Below are 14,987 nucleotides of genomic sequence, written 5' to 3' on the forward strand. Positions count from 1 at the left end.
ACCCGACCGGCGTGCAGCAAGACGACCTCGATCGCCGATGGCCCCTCAGGAAGCCCGGCCGCGTACGAGCATCCGCGCTACCCCGCCGGACGAAAACAGTTCGACTCCAATGAGAGTTGCCCCGATCACAGTCGCCGAGGCCGCGATCACCTGCCCCGGCGACGCGTGGAAGAGCCCGAGTAGGGACCAGTGGCAGGCGGCTGCAAGCGCGAGACCGAACGCCATCGCGCGGCTTCGTCGCGCAATGGCAAAGGTCACGTGCACCCACAGCACGGCAGCCGCGGTCATGACGAGGGCAAGCGGAGCCAAGTAGGGCTTGGACCCGACGTACGCGGGGCCGAACGTCGCCGCAAGCATGGACGCGGGGATGGCGCAGAGGGCCCCGGTGACCGCCAAGCCGCACAGAGCAGTGACACCGATCGTCTTCAGCACGGCGGCGTCGGCTCGTTCACCGCGCTCGATGGCAGCGGAGGCGCGGGGCAGCAGCACCATGGCAAGGGCCGACGGCGCGAACAGCGCGACCTTCCCCAGCAGCACAGCGCCGGCATAGACCCCTCGGTCGGCCACCGGCAGTGCCGCTTGGGACACCAGCTGGTCTGCGTTCGTGAGCGAGGAGAACAGCAGCAGGGTGGCCATGGTGACGGGAGTGCTGGCCACGCGTGGCGCGTTCGCCGGCCGCACCTTGGCCAGTCGGAGCACGGGCCTGGCCAACACGACGATTCCCACTGCTGTCGCGGCGAGCATCGCCCACATCCCTCCGGCCACACCTGCCGCCACGATGCAGAGCGGCAGGAACAGCGGGCGCAGCGCGCCGAGCGGGCCGCCGAGGGCGAACGCGACCAACGGGAAGCGCTCGGCCCCCTGGGCGACCCCGGTTAGGACCAGGAGGATCGCCATTCCCGCCAGCCACACGCCCGCCAGGACGACGAGGACCTGCGAGCCGAGGTTCAGCCAGTTCGCGACTACTGGGGACAGGCCGCCCAGCAGTACCGCGATGCCGATGCTCGTCCACGCCGTCCGCGTGAGGACTCGTCGCAGGTATGCCGAGAGTTCGGCCTCGCCGCCCGAGGCGAGCAGCACCGCGACATCGCGGGCAACCGCGGACTGCATGCCGTTCAGCGGCATCATCGCGATCGTGCCGAACGCGATGAGCGCCGAGACGACGGCGAACTCGGACGGTGCCACCATGCGGGCCGCGACCAAGTAGAAGAGGTAGTTCCCGCCGTGCCCGACGAAGCTGGCTGCGAGCACCAGCGTCGCAGGGGTGCGGATCCGGGCGCCGATCACGCCAGGACCACCGAGCGATAGATCGCCGCGATCGACCGCGCAGTTGCGGGCCAGGTGAAGTCGGACGCTCGCGCTCGTCCCGCTTCCGCTAGGCGATCTCGCAGGTCCGCCTCAGCCGTCACCTTCCGGACCGCCTCGGCCAAGGACGCCGGGTTGTGCGGATCCGCATAGACCATCGCCTCGCCGCCAACTTCCCGGAGAACGGGGATGTCGGACCCCACGACCGGGCAGCCGCGTGCCATTGCCTCGAGGACGGGTAGACCGAAACCCTCGAAGAGGGTGGGGAAGACATATGCCGTCGCCCGCCGGTAGAGGTCTTCCAGTTCGGCGGTGTCGACCCAGTCCCGGAGCTCCACGTCGTGCTCGAGCCCGAGCTCGCGAACGAGGGGGCCCAGAGGGTCGACACCGCGGCCTCCTGTGACGACCAGCTTCGGCCGGTCGGCGTTCGGAAGGAGCGCCCACGCGTGAAGTAGACCTTCGAAGTTTTTGTGCGGCATACGGTTACCGCCGGTGAGCAGGAACGGGCGATCATCTGCAACCCTGCGGTCGGCGCGGGCGGTGACCTCGACGCCCGGCGGCACCACCGTCACCTTGTCGACCGGCACCCCGAGCAACTGGTGGAGATCGTTTGCAGTCGCCCGGCTGACGCTGACAACATGATCGGCGGCGCGGACCGTCGCGCGATGAAGCAGACGGACGCCGCGCGCTCGCCCCTCGGGAACCCACTCCGGGTGTCGCTCCGCGAGGATGTCGTGCACGGTGACGACGGTCGGTAGCAGGCGTACGGCGGGCCCGAAGTTGGAAGGACAGTGGAGAAGGTCGACTCCGACTCGCCGGGCGACAGGACCGACCGCAAGCGCCTCAGCGGCTGCCCACCCCACCCGGTTCTCCCCCGAGACCGGCAACGCCACGATCTCCCCCGGGAACCAGTCGGGAGGGTCTCGACGCAGCTCCGCGTTGCCGAGGCCGACGAACGTCAGGTCGTCGTGGCCCGCCAGCGCGGCGAACAGCCCGCGGGCGTAGCTCTCGGTTCCGCCTTTTCTCCCCGTGTAGTAGAGGAGGTCGACGGCGACACGAAGCGACACCAGGCAATAGTAGGGAAGGGTCCGTGCGTTTCCCCTTCCAACCCGGCCGCGGCCCGTCTCGGCGCTGACCTGTGCCGGATCGCCCTCGGTCAGCGACCGGCAAGGCGTGATCTAGATTCCTTCCATCGTCCCGACGTACGGATGCCGCTTCCTCCCCGAGCGGCGTCTCCGCCCTTCTGCGGCGGACGAGTTCGAGTTACCAGCTGTGGAAGGACCGGTGACGGACGTTGCACACGCCTTCGGCACCGGACCGGACCTTCTCCAGGTTCGCTGGCCGGGATGCTCACCTCGCCTCACCGACGCGTAGTCGCTTCCGGCCGGAGCTGCAAGGACTGAGGGCGCTCGCGGTCACCCTCGTGGTCGCCTACCACGTCTGGTTCGGCCGGGTGTCCGGCGGGGTCGACGTCTTCTTCCTAATCTCCGGCTTCCTAGTGACGGGTGCGTTGTCCCGCTCTGCCGAAGCCGGAACCCTGCGCTTCCGCAGCACCTGGGCCCGGCAGGCTGTTCGCCTGGTCCCGTCGGCCGCGGTGGTCCTCGTGGCGAGCGCGGTGGCGGGGATGGTGCTCCTCCCGGAGGCACGGTGGCTCCAGACCCTACGCGAGACGGTCGCCTCGGCATTCTTTCTTGAGAACTGGCGTTTGGCCGTAGATTCGATCGACTACGCCGCCCAGCACAACACACAGAGTATAGTTCAACACTTCTGGTCGCTCTCGATCCAGGTCCAGTTCTACATCGTCTGGCCCCTGTTGGTCGCGGTCGTCGCTGCCGTGGCTGGCCGGGCCTACGGCCGACTTCGGCTGGGCCTGTTCCTGACCCTCGTCGGCGTGGGCGTTGCCTCGCTGACCTTCTCCATCACGCTGACGATCAGCAACCAGCCCCTCGCCTACTTCCACTCACTCACGAGAGGGTGGGAGTTCGCTCTCGGTGGCCTGCTCGCCCTCGTGATCGATGCGCTCGCCCCGCCGATGCGAGTACGCATCGTGCTCGGCTGGACCGGCGTCGTCGCACTCGTGGCGTGCGGGGCACTCCTCGATGTCGACGCCGTCTTCCCGGGGTTCGTGGCCTTGTGGCCGACGCTCGCGGCAAGCCTCGTCCTCATCGCCGGTACCACCGGATCCACTCTGGCCGCGGACCACCTCCTCGGGTCGCGCCCGGTTCGCTACCTCGGCGACCTCAGCTACTGCCTGTACCTCTGGCACTGGCCGGTTCTGATTCTCTACCTGGCGTTGCGTGACCAGGTCGCGGTCGGCCTGCGCGGCGGGCTCGCCGTCGTCGCGATGTCCGTCCTCCTTGCCGTGCTGACTCACCATCTCGTTGAGGAGCCGCTCCGCAGGCTGAAGCTGAGCGACGCGCGACGGTTCGGTCTCTGTGGCGGGTTGATCTCCGTCGTACTGGTGACCAGCCTGTGCTGGAGCCTCCTGCTGCACGCTCGAGCTGCTGACAACGCCTGGTTGGGCGATCCGAATCATCCGGGCGCGGCTGCCCTCGCGAGCGGGAGCAGCGGGGACGCCGACCTCCTTCCACCCCTCGTCGACGCGCCTCAGGACTTCGCGAGCGTCACTTCGTGGGACTGCCGTCCGATGGACCACCTTCCGTCCAATCCGACGTGCAGCTCTCCTCTGCCGGGTCCTGCCGTGCTCCCGGCGAAGAGGATCGTGGTCGTCGGTGACTCCCACGCCGCCCAGTTCCTCGCTGCCCTCGGCCCGGTTGCTGCGGACCGGAACTGGCAGATCATCAGTATGACGTTGGGCGGCTGCGCGTTCTCCGCTCCTCCGCCGGACGGCTCGATGAGCCAGACCTGCGTCGACTTCAACCAGGCCGCTCTCGCCGAGATCAGCGAACTCCGGCCCGACGCGGTCTTCACGCTCGCGAGCCACGACGTACGGCCCGGGCTCACCGAGTCGACACCTCCTGGCTTCGTCGCACAGTGGCAGCGCCTCGCCGACCTCGGGATCCCCGTGATCGCGGCGCGTGACAACCCCCGTCATGACCCGGGCTACAACCCCGCAGACTGTCTGGAGCACCGCCGAGCAGACGGAGCCTGCGGATTCGAGCGGGCCGAGGTCTACCCAGCCCAGCCCTCGTACCTCTCGGCCGTCGGCGTTCCGCCTACTGTGTCGTTCATCGACACCGCGGATCTGCTCTGCAACGCGGAACTGTGCCCGGCCGAGGTGGGCAACGTGCTCGTGTATATGGACTTCAACCACGTATCAGCGACGTACATGACCTCGCTGGCCCCGCTGCTTGGACCCCGCCTGGACGCCCTCCTGCGCTGAGCGCCTGAGGCCGCCTCAGTCCTCTCCGATCCGGGTCAGGCTGAGGGCGAAGCTCACGATGACCAACTGGAACCCGGCGACGGCCAGAACCATCCCGACGATGGGCACCCGCATGGACTGAACCACGTCGAGCGCCCCGAATCCGAGGACGCCCCAGCGGGTGAGCGCCACCAGGAAGCAGGCGACTCCCAGCAGCATCAGGAGCCCGCCGACGACCAGGCCCTTCTCCAGGGTGAGTCGAGCGAAAATCCGCTCGGCCTTCTCGGAGGGAGGCGGCAGCAGCCCGAGGTGGGCGGCGTACGAGCGGGCAATGACGGCCAGGCCGACTCCTTGCATGCCGACGATGAACATCGTCGCGAAGGCGACCATCGAATGGATGTCGAAGCCGACACCGCCGATCCGCTGAGGACCGAATGCGAGCCAGACTACCCCGACGAGTCCGATGATCTGAAGTGTCATGGACGGGTAATAGAAGAGCCAGCGCGGGCTGAACGCCAACAGGAAACGCAGATGTCGCCAACCGTCGCGCCACGTCCTCAGGTGCGGCGACCGGCTCCGTCCGTCGGGGCGCAGAGTTGTCGGTACCTCCGTGATCCGGAAGTGCGCCAGCGACGCACGAACCACCATCTCACTGGCAAACTCCATCCCGGACGTGCGTAGACCGAGCTGGAGGACCCGCTCGCGACGGAACCCGCGGATCCCGCAGTGGAAGTCGCCGATCGGAATCCGGAAGAACAGCCGCCCGAGCATCGACAGCACCGGGTTCCCGAGGTACTTGTGCAAGAAGGGCATCGCGCCCGGCTCGATCCCGCCGTGGAAACGGTTACCCATCACGAGGTCGGCGCCGCCCCGCAGGCCCTCGAGGAACCTTCCCAGGTCCTCGAGGGCGTAGCTGTCGTCGGCATCCGCCATGATCACGAAGCGACCTTTGGCCGCATGAATGCCGGCTGTCAGCGCCGCCCCGTATCCACGCTTCGGCACGTCGACGACGCGAGCCCCCGACGACACGGCGATCTCCTGCGAGCCGTCCGTCGAGCCGTTGTCCGCGACGACGACCTCGCCGGCGACTCCGAGCTCTGCCATCGACGCGCGTGCCTTACGGATGCACGTCTCCAACGTCTCCGCCTCGTTGAGACACGGCAGGACCACCGTCAGCTCGAGGATCACGGACTCGGCGGCGGCATCCTCCTGCGCCATCGAGATCGACGTCATCGTGCCCCCATCGCGTCCGGATTCGGTCTGTCGGAGGCGAACACGGCCTCACGAACACCCGTGCAGGGTAGCGAGCGTGAGGGCCGAGGCGGCACACGACCGCGGCGCGTCGCCGACCCGCCACTTGTCCGAGGCCTGGTCTACGCTTGACCGCCCAGGGACTCGCCCCTGAGCCAGGCCGTCAGCCCGTCGACCACGAAGGTTCCGAGTGCGCATCGCCATCGCCTACGACTGCTTGTTCCCTTTCTCGGTCGGCGGTGGCGAACGCCAGTACCGTGTCTTCGCGGAGGAGTTCGCCGCTGCGGGACACCAGATCACCTATCTCACCCGTCGTCAGTGGGACGGTCCGGCTCCGGAGCTGGAGGGGATCCGCGTCGTCACCGTGAGCGAGGACCGCGAGATCTACGACGCACACGGTGCGCGAACGGTCGGTCCGGCGGTCCGCTTCGCCTACGGTCTCGCCGTCCACCTGCGGCGCCACCACCGTGACTACGATGCGGTGCTGGTCAGCGCCACGCCAGCTACCAACGTACCGGCCGCGCGCGCTGCCCTGGTGGGTACTCGCGTAGTACTCGCAGTCGACTGGCTGGAGGTCTTCCGCCCGGAGCAGTGGAGGGCGTACTCCGGTCGCGTCGTCGGCCGCGTCGCCGGTCTCGTTCAGCGGCTCGCGATCTGCTGCGGGCCTCTCGCTAGCTGTCATTCCGCGCTCGTCGCGAGCCGCCTCCGGGCGGCGGGTCTCCGCCGTGATCCGCTCGTGAGCCCTGGACTCATTCCCGACGGCCCTTTCGGCGAACCTGAACTCGAACCCGCCGCTCCCCCGACAGTGGTGTACGTGGGGCGGCACATCCCGGACAAGCGGGTCGAGACACTTCCGGCGGCCATCTCGGCCGCCCGGGCGGAGCTGCCGGGCCTAACCGCCACGATCTTCGGTGACGGCCCCTCGCACTCCGCGGTCAAAGCTGAGATCGACCGGCTCGACCTCCGCGATGTCGTGCGCCTACCGGGCTTCGTGTCACAGGACGAGCTCGAGGGCGGGGTGCGTACGGCGAACTGCCTGGTGAACCCTTCGGCGCGAGAGGGCTACGGCCTGGTGGTCGTCGAAGCCGCCGCCTTCGGCACTCCGGTCGTCCTCGTCGAGGGAGGCGACAACGCATCCCTGGAACTCGTCGCCGAGGGGGTCAACGGCACGATCGCACGCTCGTGTGACCCCGCCGAGCTCGGCGCAGCGATCGTCCGAGCCGTTCGGGGTGATGTGAGCCTGCGACGGGCGACGCGCGGTTGGTTCGAGCTGGTGAGTCGGACGCAGACGATCCGCGCAGCGGCGGCGGCACTCGTCGCCCGGCTCGAAGCCGAGGTCGACGGGCGCACGCGACGCTCAGCCGCGCCCTGAGGCGCAGATCGACGGCCGGGCCGGACCCGGGCGGACTTAGAGATAGACCGCCAGGGTCAGCATCGCCACCCACGCGATCGCGAGGACCTGGAGGACACGGTCGCCGAGGGCGATCTCCTCGGGCTCACCGCCGTCGCCGTTGTCGACGTCGACGGAGTAGCGCAGCACCGCGACCACGAACGGGACGATGGAGATCACCGACCACACCGAGTTGTGGTGCGCCTCGCGGATCTCGAAGGCCCACAGCCCGTAGGTCATGATCAGCACGGTGGCCGAGAGCGCCCACACGAACCGCAGGTAGGACGGGGAGTAGGACTCCAGCGACTTGCGGATCTTCGCGCCCGTGCGCTCGGCGAGCATCATCTCGGCGTAGCGCTTGCCGGCGACCATGAACAGCGAGCCGAAGCCGGCCGCGAGCAGGAACCACTGCGACAGCGGGATGGCCGCGGCGACGCCACCGGCGATGGCGCGCATGAGGAAGCCGGAGGCGACGATGCAGATGTCGAGGACCGGCTGGTGCTTGAGCCAGAAGCAGTAGGCCAGCTGCACGCCGACGTAGACGCCGAGCACGATCAGCAGCTGCACCGAGGCCAGCAGGGACAGTGCGATGGCCGCGGCGAAGCACACGGCGGCCACGGCGTAGGCCACCGGGACCGGGACGATGCCGGCGGCGACGGGCCGGTTGCGCTTGGTCGGGTGGGCGCGGTCGGCCTCGACGTCCTTCGCGTCGTTGACCAGGTAGACGCCCGACGCGGCCAGCGAGAACGCCACGAACGCGATGGCGAGCTTGACGGCCACCGCGCCCTGGAACAGGTCGCCGGAGGCGAACGGGGCGGCCAGGACCAGGACGTTCTTGACCCACTGGCGAGGGCGCATCGTCCTGACGACGCCGGCCGCCAGACCGATCGGGGTCCGCTGCGGAGCCTCCACCGCCGGGGGTACGTCCGTGCTGGTCATCAGCGCTTCTTCCTGTGGATCAGGCGCGGGATCACGCGCCGGGCGGCGAGGGCGACGCCGGCGCCGAGCGCCGATCCCGTCGCCACGTCGGTCGGGTAGTGCACGCCCAGGACCAGCCGGGACAGCGCCATCACGGGCACGACGGCCAGCGGCGCGCGCGAGCGCAGCAGCCGGCCGTAGAGCACGGCGGCGGCGGTGGTCGAGGTGGCGTGCGAGGACGGGAAGGACAGCCGGCTCGGGGTGCCCACGAGCACCTCGACCGACGGGTGTTCGGGACGGGGCCGGCGCACCACGCGCTTGACCCCGATGGACGCCCCGTGGGCGAAGGCGACGGCCGCGGCGGACCACAGCCACTCGGCGCGCCGGCGCCGGTCGACGGCTGCACCGACGAGACCCAGCGCGAGCCAGCCCCCCGCGTGCTCGCCGAAGTGCGACATGCCGCGGGCCACGGACACGGTCCGGGGCCGCGCGATCCCGCGCTGCACGGCGGACAGGACCTGCAGCTCGGGCGAGGCCGGTGCGACGGGTTCGGACGGCACAGGAGCGGGTACGGCGGGAACCGTGGGTGCGTCCGGCGCGGCCGGTACGTCGAGCGACCGGTCGGTCACGGGCAGGCCTCCTCGCGCGCGCGGCGGGGTTTCCGCGGGCGCCGATCTGCGGGGTGTACGGCGCAGCCATGCTACGCGGCGGCCGCCCGCGGCCCGGTCCGGCGTGCCGGGCCGCCCGTCCGCGCTGGTCAGCCCGACGCCGGATCCGCGGCCGGGACCGGGGTCAGAACCAGCGCTCCAGCACGAGGGCGAGGCCGTCGTCGACGTTGGTCGCCGTGGTCTCGTCCGCCGCCGCGACCACCTCCGGGTGCGCGTTGCCCATCGCCACGCCGTGCCCGGCCCAGCGCAGCATCGCGACGTCGTTGGGCATGTCCCCGAAGGCGACGACCTCGTCGGCCGCGATTCCGGCGAACTCCGGCGTGCGCTCCATGAGGTCGCGCAGCCCGGTGGCCTTGGACACGCCCGCCGGCGCCACCTCGATCAGCCCGCCCGGGTGCGAGAACGTGATGTCCACGGTGTCGCCGACCAGCGGCTCCAGGACCGCGGCCATGGCGTCGCTCGACATCCCCTTGGCCCGGACCAGCAGCTTCACCGCGGGGTGGGCCAGCAGCCGCTCGCGCTCCTCGGTCGGCGGGCCGCCGCCCGGCCAGGCGTGCTCGTAGTCCGGTTCGGCGACGAACTGGGCCACCTGGTCGTCGAACGCGTGCTCGCCGACCCGCTCGACCCCGAGGGTGGCGCCGGGCAGGGCCTCCGCGACCGCCTGCTCGAGCCGGACGAGGTCCTCCGGGTGCAGGGGGCGGGAGCCGACGATCCGGTCGGCCTCGACGTCGTAGAGCACCGCGCCGTTGGCGCAGACCGCGTACCGGACCACACCAAGCTGGGTCGCCACCGGCGGGATCCACCGCGGCGGCCGCCCGGTCACCAGCACGAAGGGGACGCCGCGGGCGACCAGCCTGCCGATCACGGCCGCGGTGCGCGGGCTGACCTCGTGGTCCTCGCCGAGCAGGGTGCCGTCGACGTCGCTCGCGACGAGGCGCGGGGCCTCCATGCGCTACTCCACCCGTCCGGACACGCCCCCAGCGTACGGGCAGCGTGGGAGCGATCTCCTTCGCTAGCGTGCCCGTATGCGCGTGCTGCTGGTGTCGGCTCCGCTCACCGGGCACCTGCTGCCGATGCTGCCCCTCGGTGAGGCGCTGTGGGAGGCGGGGCACGACGTGCTCGTCGCCACCGGCGGCGACGCGATGAACGCCGACACCGGCGACCTCCCGGTGATCGACGTGGCACGCGACGTCTCCTTCGCCTGGATCGCCGCGCGGAACATGGCCGCACACCCCCTCGACGCCCGCGCCGAGCTCACCGGCACGGCGGGCACGCGCATGGTCGCCCGGCTGTTCGGGGCGGTGAACGAGGAGCTGACGGACGGGCTGGTCACCGTCGTCGAGCAGTGGCGGCCCGACGTCGTGGTCCACGAGCCGCTCGCCGTCGCCGGTGCCGTGGCCGCGGCCCGGTACGACCTGCCCACCGTGCTGCTGGAGAACTCGCTGTTCGACGGCCCCGCACTGGTCCGGGTGACCGCGGCGTCGAAGATCATGCGGCGGGCCTTGCGCCGGCACGGGCTGGAGGAGCGCGGGCTCCCGGCCCCCGAGGTGGTGCTGACGACGGCGCCGCGCAGCGTGGTGGGCGAGCGCGCCGGGATGCCGATGCGACCGGTCCAGCGCGGCGGCGGCGAGATCCCGGCCTGGTTGCGGGTGCCCTCGGACGCGGCGGACCGGCCGCGCATCCTCGTCTCGCGCAGCACCGCCCCCGGTCCGGGCGCCGACCCCATGCCGGCGGCGCTGGCCGCGGCCGCGGAGGTCGACGCCGAGATCGTGCTGGTCCGGCCGGAGCCGCGGATCGAGCGCCGGGCGCGCGCGGTGGACCGGGTGCGGACGGTCGGCTGGGTCCCGCTCGTCGACGGCATGCCGCTGTGCGCGGCGATCGTCCACCACGGCGGCTCCGGTACCGCGATGGGCGCGCTGTCCGCGGGGATCCCGCAGCTCGCGGTGCCCGGGGCCGGGGACCGCCGGCACAACGCCGAGCTCATCGCCCGGCGGGGGGCGGGCCTGTCCGGCAAGGTCACCGCCGAGGCGCTGCGCCGCCTGGTCGCCGACGGCGAGCTGGCCGCCAACGCCCGCGAGGTGCGCTCCGAGCTGGAGGCGATGCCGCCGCCCGAGGCCCGCGTGCCGGACGTCGCCGCCCTGGGATGAGGAGGCCGGCGCGGCCGCTCACGGCTCCCAGGCCAGCAACGCGGTCCGCAGCAGGGCCGCCAACGACTCACGCTCGGCCGTCGTGAAGACCTCGAGCAGCTCGGCCTCGGCCGCGATCTGGCGCGGGAGGACCTCGTCGACCAGCCGCTCCCCGGCCCCGGTCAGCGCGACCCGGGCGGCGCGGGCGTCGTCGGGATCGGGGGTGCGGGTGACCAGGCCGGCCGCCGTGAGCTTGTGCAGCCGTTTGGTGGTCGCGGCCGGTGAGCCGACGACGCCGGCGGTGAGGTCACCGGGGCGCAGCGGCGCGTCGGTGCGCCGCAGCTGGCTGAGGACGTCGAACTCCGCGCGCGTCACCCCGGCGTCGGCCAGCCAGTCGTCGGCGGCCTGCTGCAGGAACCGCGCGGCCCGCAGGATCCGCCCGACGACGGCGAGGGGCCCGGTGTCGAGGTCCGGGCGCCGGACCGCCCAGATGGCCTGGATGTCGTCGATCGCGTCACGGTTCGCCGCCACCGGCTTCCCCTTTCGTACACCGGTGAAGTAATTTGTACACCAGTGAAAGGAGTATGCGTGCAGGGGACGCTGGCCCGTGAACTGGTCCGTTTCGAGGCCCACGCCGGGGCGCACCGCCCCGCGCTGCGGTGCGGGGTCTCGGTGGGCGTCCCGATGCTGGCGCTGCTCGTGCTCGGCCGGCTGGACCTGCTGGGTGCGGCCACCTTCGGCGCCTTCGCGGCGATCTACGGCCGGAACCTGACGGTGCCGGCGCGCACCCAGGTGCAGGCGGTCACCGGCCTCGGGCTGGTCGCGAGCGTCGCGGTCGGGCTGCTCGCCGCACACCTGCCCGCCTCGCCCTGGCTCGCCCTCCTCGTCCTGGTGGGCGTGGCCGTCGCCGGCACGATCGGCGGCGAGGTCGTCGGGTGGAAGCCCGGCGGGCCGCTGTTCTTCGTGTTCGCCGCCGGCGCGTTCGCCGGCGCCCACCCGCTCGGCCTCGCCGCCGCGCTGCAGGTCGTGGCCGTGGCCGCGGGCTCGGCGGCGTTCGCGGTGCTGGTCGGGAGCGCCGGGGCCCTGCTGCCCGGGCACGTCCGCCGCCGGGCGCCGCTGGTGAGGCTCCCGCTCGGCGAGGCGGCGCGCCGGGAGATCGTGCTCGAGGTCCTGCTGGCCTGCGCGGTCACCGCTCCGCTCGCCGTGCTCCTGGGCGTCGGCCACCTGTACTGGGCCCTGGTCGCGGCCGTCGTCCCGCTGTCGGTCGCGGGCTCGCGGGCCCGGGTGAACCGCGGCGTGCTGCGCATCGGGGGCACGCTGGGCGGGCTCGCGGTCGCCGCGGCGCTGCTGGCGCTGCACCTGCCGGGCTGGGCGATCGTGGTCGCCGCCGTCGTGCTGCAGACCGCGGCGGAGCTGCTGGTGATGCGCAACTACGCCGTCGCGCTGCTGTTCATCACGCCCCTCGCCCTGGTGGTCGGTACGACCATGCACCCGGTCCCCACCGCCACGCTCCTGGCCGACCGGCTCGTCTCGACGGTGGTCGGGGTGCTGGTGGCGCTGGCCGTCCTGGGCCTGCGCGCCCGCCGCCGCCGGTCCCGGGACCGGGCCGTCGCCGTCCTCCCGGCCGCGCCCGAGACCGGCTCCTTCGCCGCGTAAGGGCCCCGAACCGCGGGTACCCGACCGTATGGGTGCGCCACAGGACACCGTGACCGCGCTGCTCGACGAGGCCGGCGAGACCTACGCCGAGCAGGCCGGGATCACGCTCGAGGACACGCCCGCGCCGCTGTACCGGCTGCTGGTGCTGGCGGTGCTGCTGTCGACCCGCATCCGGGCGGACATCGCCGTCGACGCGGCGCGCGAGCTCGTCCGCTCCGGGATGGGCACGCCCGAGAAGATGCGCGAGGCGAGCTGGCAGGACCGCGTCGACGCCCTGGGCCGCGCCCGCTACGCGCGCTACGACGAGAGCACCGCCACCGCGCTCGGCGAGGGTGCCGAGCTGCTGCTCGACCGGTGGAAGGGCGACCTGCGCCGGCTGCGGGAGGAGGGCCGCGGCGACGCAGACCGCATCCGCGAGCTGCTCACGGAGTTCCCCCGGCTCGGGCCGACCGGCGCCGACATCTTCTGCCGCGAGGCGCAGGCCGTGTGGCCGGAGCTGCGCCCGGCGCTCGACGGCAAGGCGCGGCAGGGCGCCGAGGAGCTCGGCCTGCCGACCGACCCGGACGACCTCGCCGCCCTCGTCCCCGACGACGGGCTCGCCCGGCTCGCGGCGGCGCTGACCCGGGCGGCGCTGGCGACGGACGTCGTCGAGAAGGTCCGCGGGCCCGCCTGACCCGGCTCAGATGATCGCGACGGCCACCACGAGGCCGAGCGCCACGTGCGCGGCCGCGACCACCCACGCCTCGGCGCCGAGCTCCTCGGCCGCCAGCACCTCACCGATCCGGATGCCGGTGACCCACTCCAGCAGCCGCACCGCCACGACCTGCGCGACGATGCCGACCAGGCCGAAGATCAGCGCCGCGAGCAACCCCTCGGCCAGCAGCCCCGAGGCGCTCCAGATCGCGACGACCACGATGAACGCCATCGAGATCATCCCGGCGGACGTCACCAGCACCGCGCCCGGGCGGCCGTCGCGCACCAGCCGGTTCAGCTTGCCGGGCGTGGTGATGTCGATGGCCCAGAAGCCGATGAGCATGAGCAGCGCGCCGAGCAGCGCGTAGAGCAGGATCGCACCGACGCCGCGGCCGATGTTCGCGAAGTACACCGCATCGAGGGCGAGGGTCATGGGGTCCTCCGGGAGGAAGGGGACGGGGAGCGGGGGTCCGGGGCGGGGAGCGCGGCGTCAGTCCTCGGGGATGCGGTGCGGCACGAACGCGGCGCCGTCGTCCGTCACCAGACCCGCGGTCTCGCGGATGCCGAGCCCGGCCGAGCCGTCGCCCACGATCCACGCTCCCAGGGCGGGCCGGAAGCCGTCGAACTCCGGCAGCGGGTCGAAGAGCTGGTAGACGTAGCCCTCCTCGCCGTACACGCCGCCGGTCGAGACCTGCGAGCCGGGCGAGACGATGTCGACGTTGGCCCCCTCGCGTCCCAGCAGCGGCTTGCGCACGTACTCGGTGAGCAGGCCCGGGTCGTTCAGGTACGCGGGCAGCAGGTTCGGGTGGCCGGGGTACATCTCCCACAGCACGGCGAGGATCGCCTTGTTCGACAGCAGCGTCTTCCACAGCGGCTCGAGCCAGAGCGTCTCGGGCAGGCTGCGCACGACGTGCTTGCCGAACTCCTCGGTGAGGATCCACTCCCAGGGGTAGAGCTTGAACACCGAGGCGATCGGAGCCTCGGCCAGGTCGACGAAGCGGTCGAGGTCGACGTCCCAGCCGATGTCCTCGATCCGCAGGCCCACGGTGTCCAGGCCGGCCTCGGCCGCCGTCTCCTGCAGGTAGCCGACGGTCACGTGGTCCTCCCCCGTGGCGTCGCCGCCGGACCAGGTGAAGTGCACCTCGGAGCTGGGCAGCGCGCCCTTGATCTCGCCGAACCGCTCGACCAGGCGCTCGTGCAGCGAGTTCCACTGGTCGTCGTCGGGGTGGGTGTCCTTCAGCCAGTACCACTGCAGGATCGACGCCTCGAGCAGCGTGGTCGGGGTGTCGGCGTTGTACTCGAGCAGCTTGGCCGGGCCGGAGCCGTCGTAGCGCAGGTCGAAGCGGCCGTAGACGTGCGGGTCGTGCCGCTTCCAGGAGGCCGCGACCTTCTCCCACGCCCATTCGGGCAGGGCGAAGTCGCGGAACCGCTCGGTGGTCACGACGTGGTCCACGGCCTCGAGGCACATCGAGTGCAGGAGCTCCACGTCCGCCTCGAGGGAGAGGATCTCGTCCATCTCGAAGACGTAGTGCACCGACTCGTCCCAGTACGGCCGCGCGAGCCCGTTCCGGTCCCGGCCCGGGGCGTCGTAGACGAGTCCCTGGTCACGGACGATCTGCTGCCAGCCGGGGCGCGCGGCCCCGCGTTCACGGCGCACC

The 14,987-nt window shown here is 71.8% G+C and carries 14 protein-coding genes; 5 read left to right on the forward strand and 9 right to left on the reverse strand.

The window, feature by feature from the left end:
- Positions 1-45: 45 nt before the first annotated feature.
- Both LWC35_RS02485 and LWC35_RS02490 read right to left on the reverse strand, forming a co-directional pair.
- The gene (locus LWC35_RS02485) at positions 46-1,287 is read right to left on the reverse strand and encodes a lipopolysaccharide biosynthesis protein (RefSeq protein WP_232868211.1); all 1,242 of its coding nucleotides are present in this window, start codon (positions 1,285-1,287) and stop codon (positions 46-48) included.
- Positions 1,284-2,372, reverse strand: coding sequence for a glycosyltransferase family 4 protein (locus LWC35_RS02490; protein ID WP_232868212.1), 1,089 nt, complete (start codon positions 2,370-2,372; stop codon positions 1,284-1,286). Before LWC35_RS02490 ends, LWC35_RS02485 begins: the two co-directional genes overlap by 4 nt.
- Before the next feature lie 323 nt (positions 2,373-2,695).
- Here LWC35_RS02490 and LWC35_RS02495 point away from each other — a divergent pair, with 323 nt between their 5' ends.
- On the forward strand, positions 2,696-4,648 hold the full coding sequence (locus LWC35_RS02495) for an acyltransferase family protein (RefSeq protein ID WP_269803480.1): 1,953 nt from the start codon (positions 2,696-2,698) through the stop codon (positions 4,646-4,648).
- 15 nt (positions 4,649-4,663) lie between these two features.
- Here LWC35_RS02495 and LWC35_RS02500 read toward each other — a convergent pair whose 3' ends face one another.
- On the reverse strand, positions 4,664-5,860 hold the full coding sequence (locus LWC35_RS02500; RefSeq protein WP_232868214.1) for a glycosyltransferase family 2 protein: 1,197 nt from the start codon (positions 5,858-5,860) through the stop codon (positions 4,664-4,666).
- Between the two features lie 208 nt (positions 5,861-6,068).
- Between LWC35_RS02500 and LWC35_RS02505 the strand changes: the two genes are divergently transcribed.
- Positions 6,069-7,250 carry a glycosyltransferase family 4 protein gene (locus LWC35_RS02505; RefSeq protein ID WP_232868215.1) on the forward strand — a complete coding sequence of 394 codons (1,182 nt, stop codon included), beginning with the start codon at positions 6,069-6,071 and terminating at the stop codon, positions 7,248-7,250.
- A 36-nt stretch (positions 7,251-7,286) separates the two neighbouring features.
- Here LWC35_RS02505 and LWC35_RS02510 read toward each other — a convergent pair whose 3' ends face one another.
- From LWC35_RS02510 to LWC35_RS02520, 3 genes are all read right to left on the reverse strand, one after another.
- The gene (locus LWC35_RS02510; protein ID WP_232868216.1) at positions 7,287-8,207 is read right to left on the reverse strand and encodes a decaprenyl-phosphate phosphoribosyltransferase; all 921 of its coding nucleotides are present in this window, start codon (positions 8,205-8,207) and stop codon (positions 7,287-7,289) included.
- Complete coding sequence (locus LWC35_RS02515; protein ID WP_232868315.1) at positions 8,207-8,746, reverse strand: phosphatase PAP2 family protein; 540 nt, start codon at positions 8,744-8,746, stop codon at positions 8,207-8,209. The genes LWC35_RS02510 and LWC35_RS02515 overlap by 1 nt, the downstream gene beginning before the upstream one ends.
- Before the next feature lie 232 nt (positions 8,747-8,978).
- The gene (locus LWC35_RS02520) at positions 8,979-9,803 is read right to left on the reverse strand and encodes an HAD family hydrolase (RefSeq protein WP_232868217.1); all 825 of its coding nucleotides are present in this window, start codon (positions 9,801-9,803) and stop codon (positions 8,979-8,981) included.
- 76 nt (positions 9,804-9,879) lie between these two features.
- Between LWC35_RS02520 and LWC35_RS02525 the strand changes: the two genes are divergently transcribed.
- Positions 9,880-11,001, forward strand: a complete 1,122-nt coding sequence (locus LWC35_RS02525; protein WP_232868218.1) for a nucleotide disphospho-sugar-binding domain-containing protein — start codon at positions 9,880-9,882, stop codon at positions 10,999-11,001.
- Positions 11,002-11,019: 18 nt separating this feature from the next.
- Here LWC35_RS02525 and LWC35_RS02530 read toward each other — a convergent pair whose 3' ends face one another.
- Positions 11,020-11,511: a MarR family winged helix-turn-helix transcriptional regulator gene (locus tag LWC35_RS02530; RefSeq protein WP_232868219.1), complete on the reverse strand. Its 492-nt coding sequence runs from the start codon at positions 11,509-11,511 to the stop codon at positions 11,020-11,022.
- Between the two features lie 57 nt (positions 11,512-11,568).
- Between LWC35_RS02530 and LWC35_RS02535 the strand changes: the two genes are divergently transcribed.
- Together LWC35_RS02535 and LWC35_RS02540 are read left to right on the forward strand one after the other, a co-directional pair.
- Positions 11,569-12,636 (forward strand): FUSC family protein, encoded by a 1,068-nt coding sequence (locus LWC35_RS02535; RefSeq protein ID WP_232868220.1) that lies wholly within the window; start codon positions 11,569-11,571, stop codon positions 12,634-12,636.
- A 28-nt stretch (positions 12,637-12,664) separates the two neighbouring features.
- Positions 12,665-13,309, forward strand: a complete 645-nt coding sequence (locus tag LWC35_RS02540; RefSeq protein ID WP_232868221.1) for an endonuclease — start codon at positions 12,665-12,667, stop codon at positions 13,307-13,309.
- Between the two features lie 6 nt (positions 13,310-13,315).
- Here LWC35_RS02540 and LWC35_RS02545 read toward each other — a convergent pair whose 3' ends face one another.
- Together LWC35_RS02545 and LWC35_RS02550 are read right to left on the reverse strand one after the other, a co-directional pair.
- Positions 13,316-13,762, reverse strand: coding sequence for a DUF350 domain-containing protein (locus tag LWC35_RS02545; protein WP_232868222.1), 447 nt, complete (start codon positions 13,760-13,762; stop codon positions 13,316-13,318).
- Positions 13,763-13,819: 57 nt separating this feature from the next.
- Positions 13,820-14,986 (reverse strand): glutathionylspermidine synthase family protein, encoded by a 1,167-nt coding sequence (locus LWC35_RS02550; RefSeq protein WP_232868223.1) that lies wholly within the window; start codon positions 14,984-14,986, stop codon positions 13,820-13,822.
- Position 14,987 lies beyond the last annotated feature (1 nt).

The sequence above is a fragment of the Pseudonocardia kujensis genome (assembly GCF_021283305.1).
Lineage (GTDB): Bacteria > Actinomycetota > Actinomycetes > Mycobacteriales > Pseudonocardiaceae > Pseudonocardia > Pseudonocardia kujensis.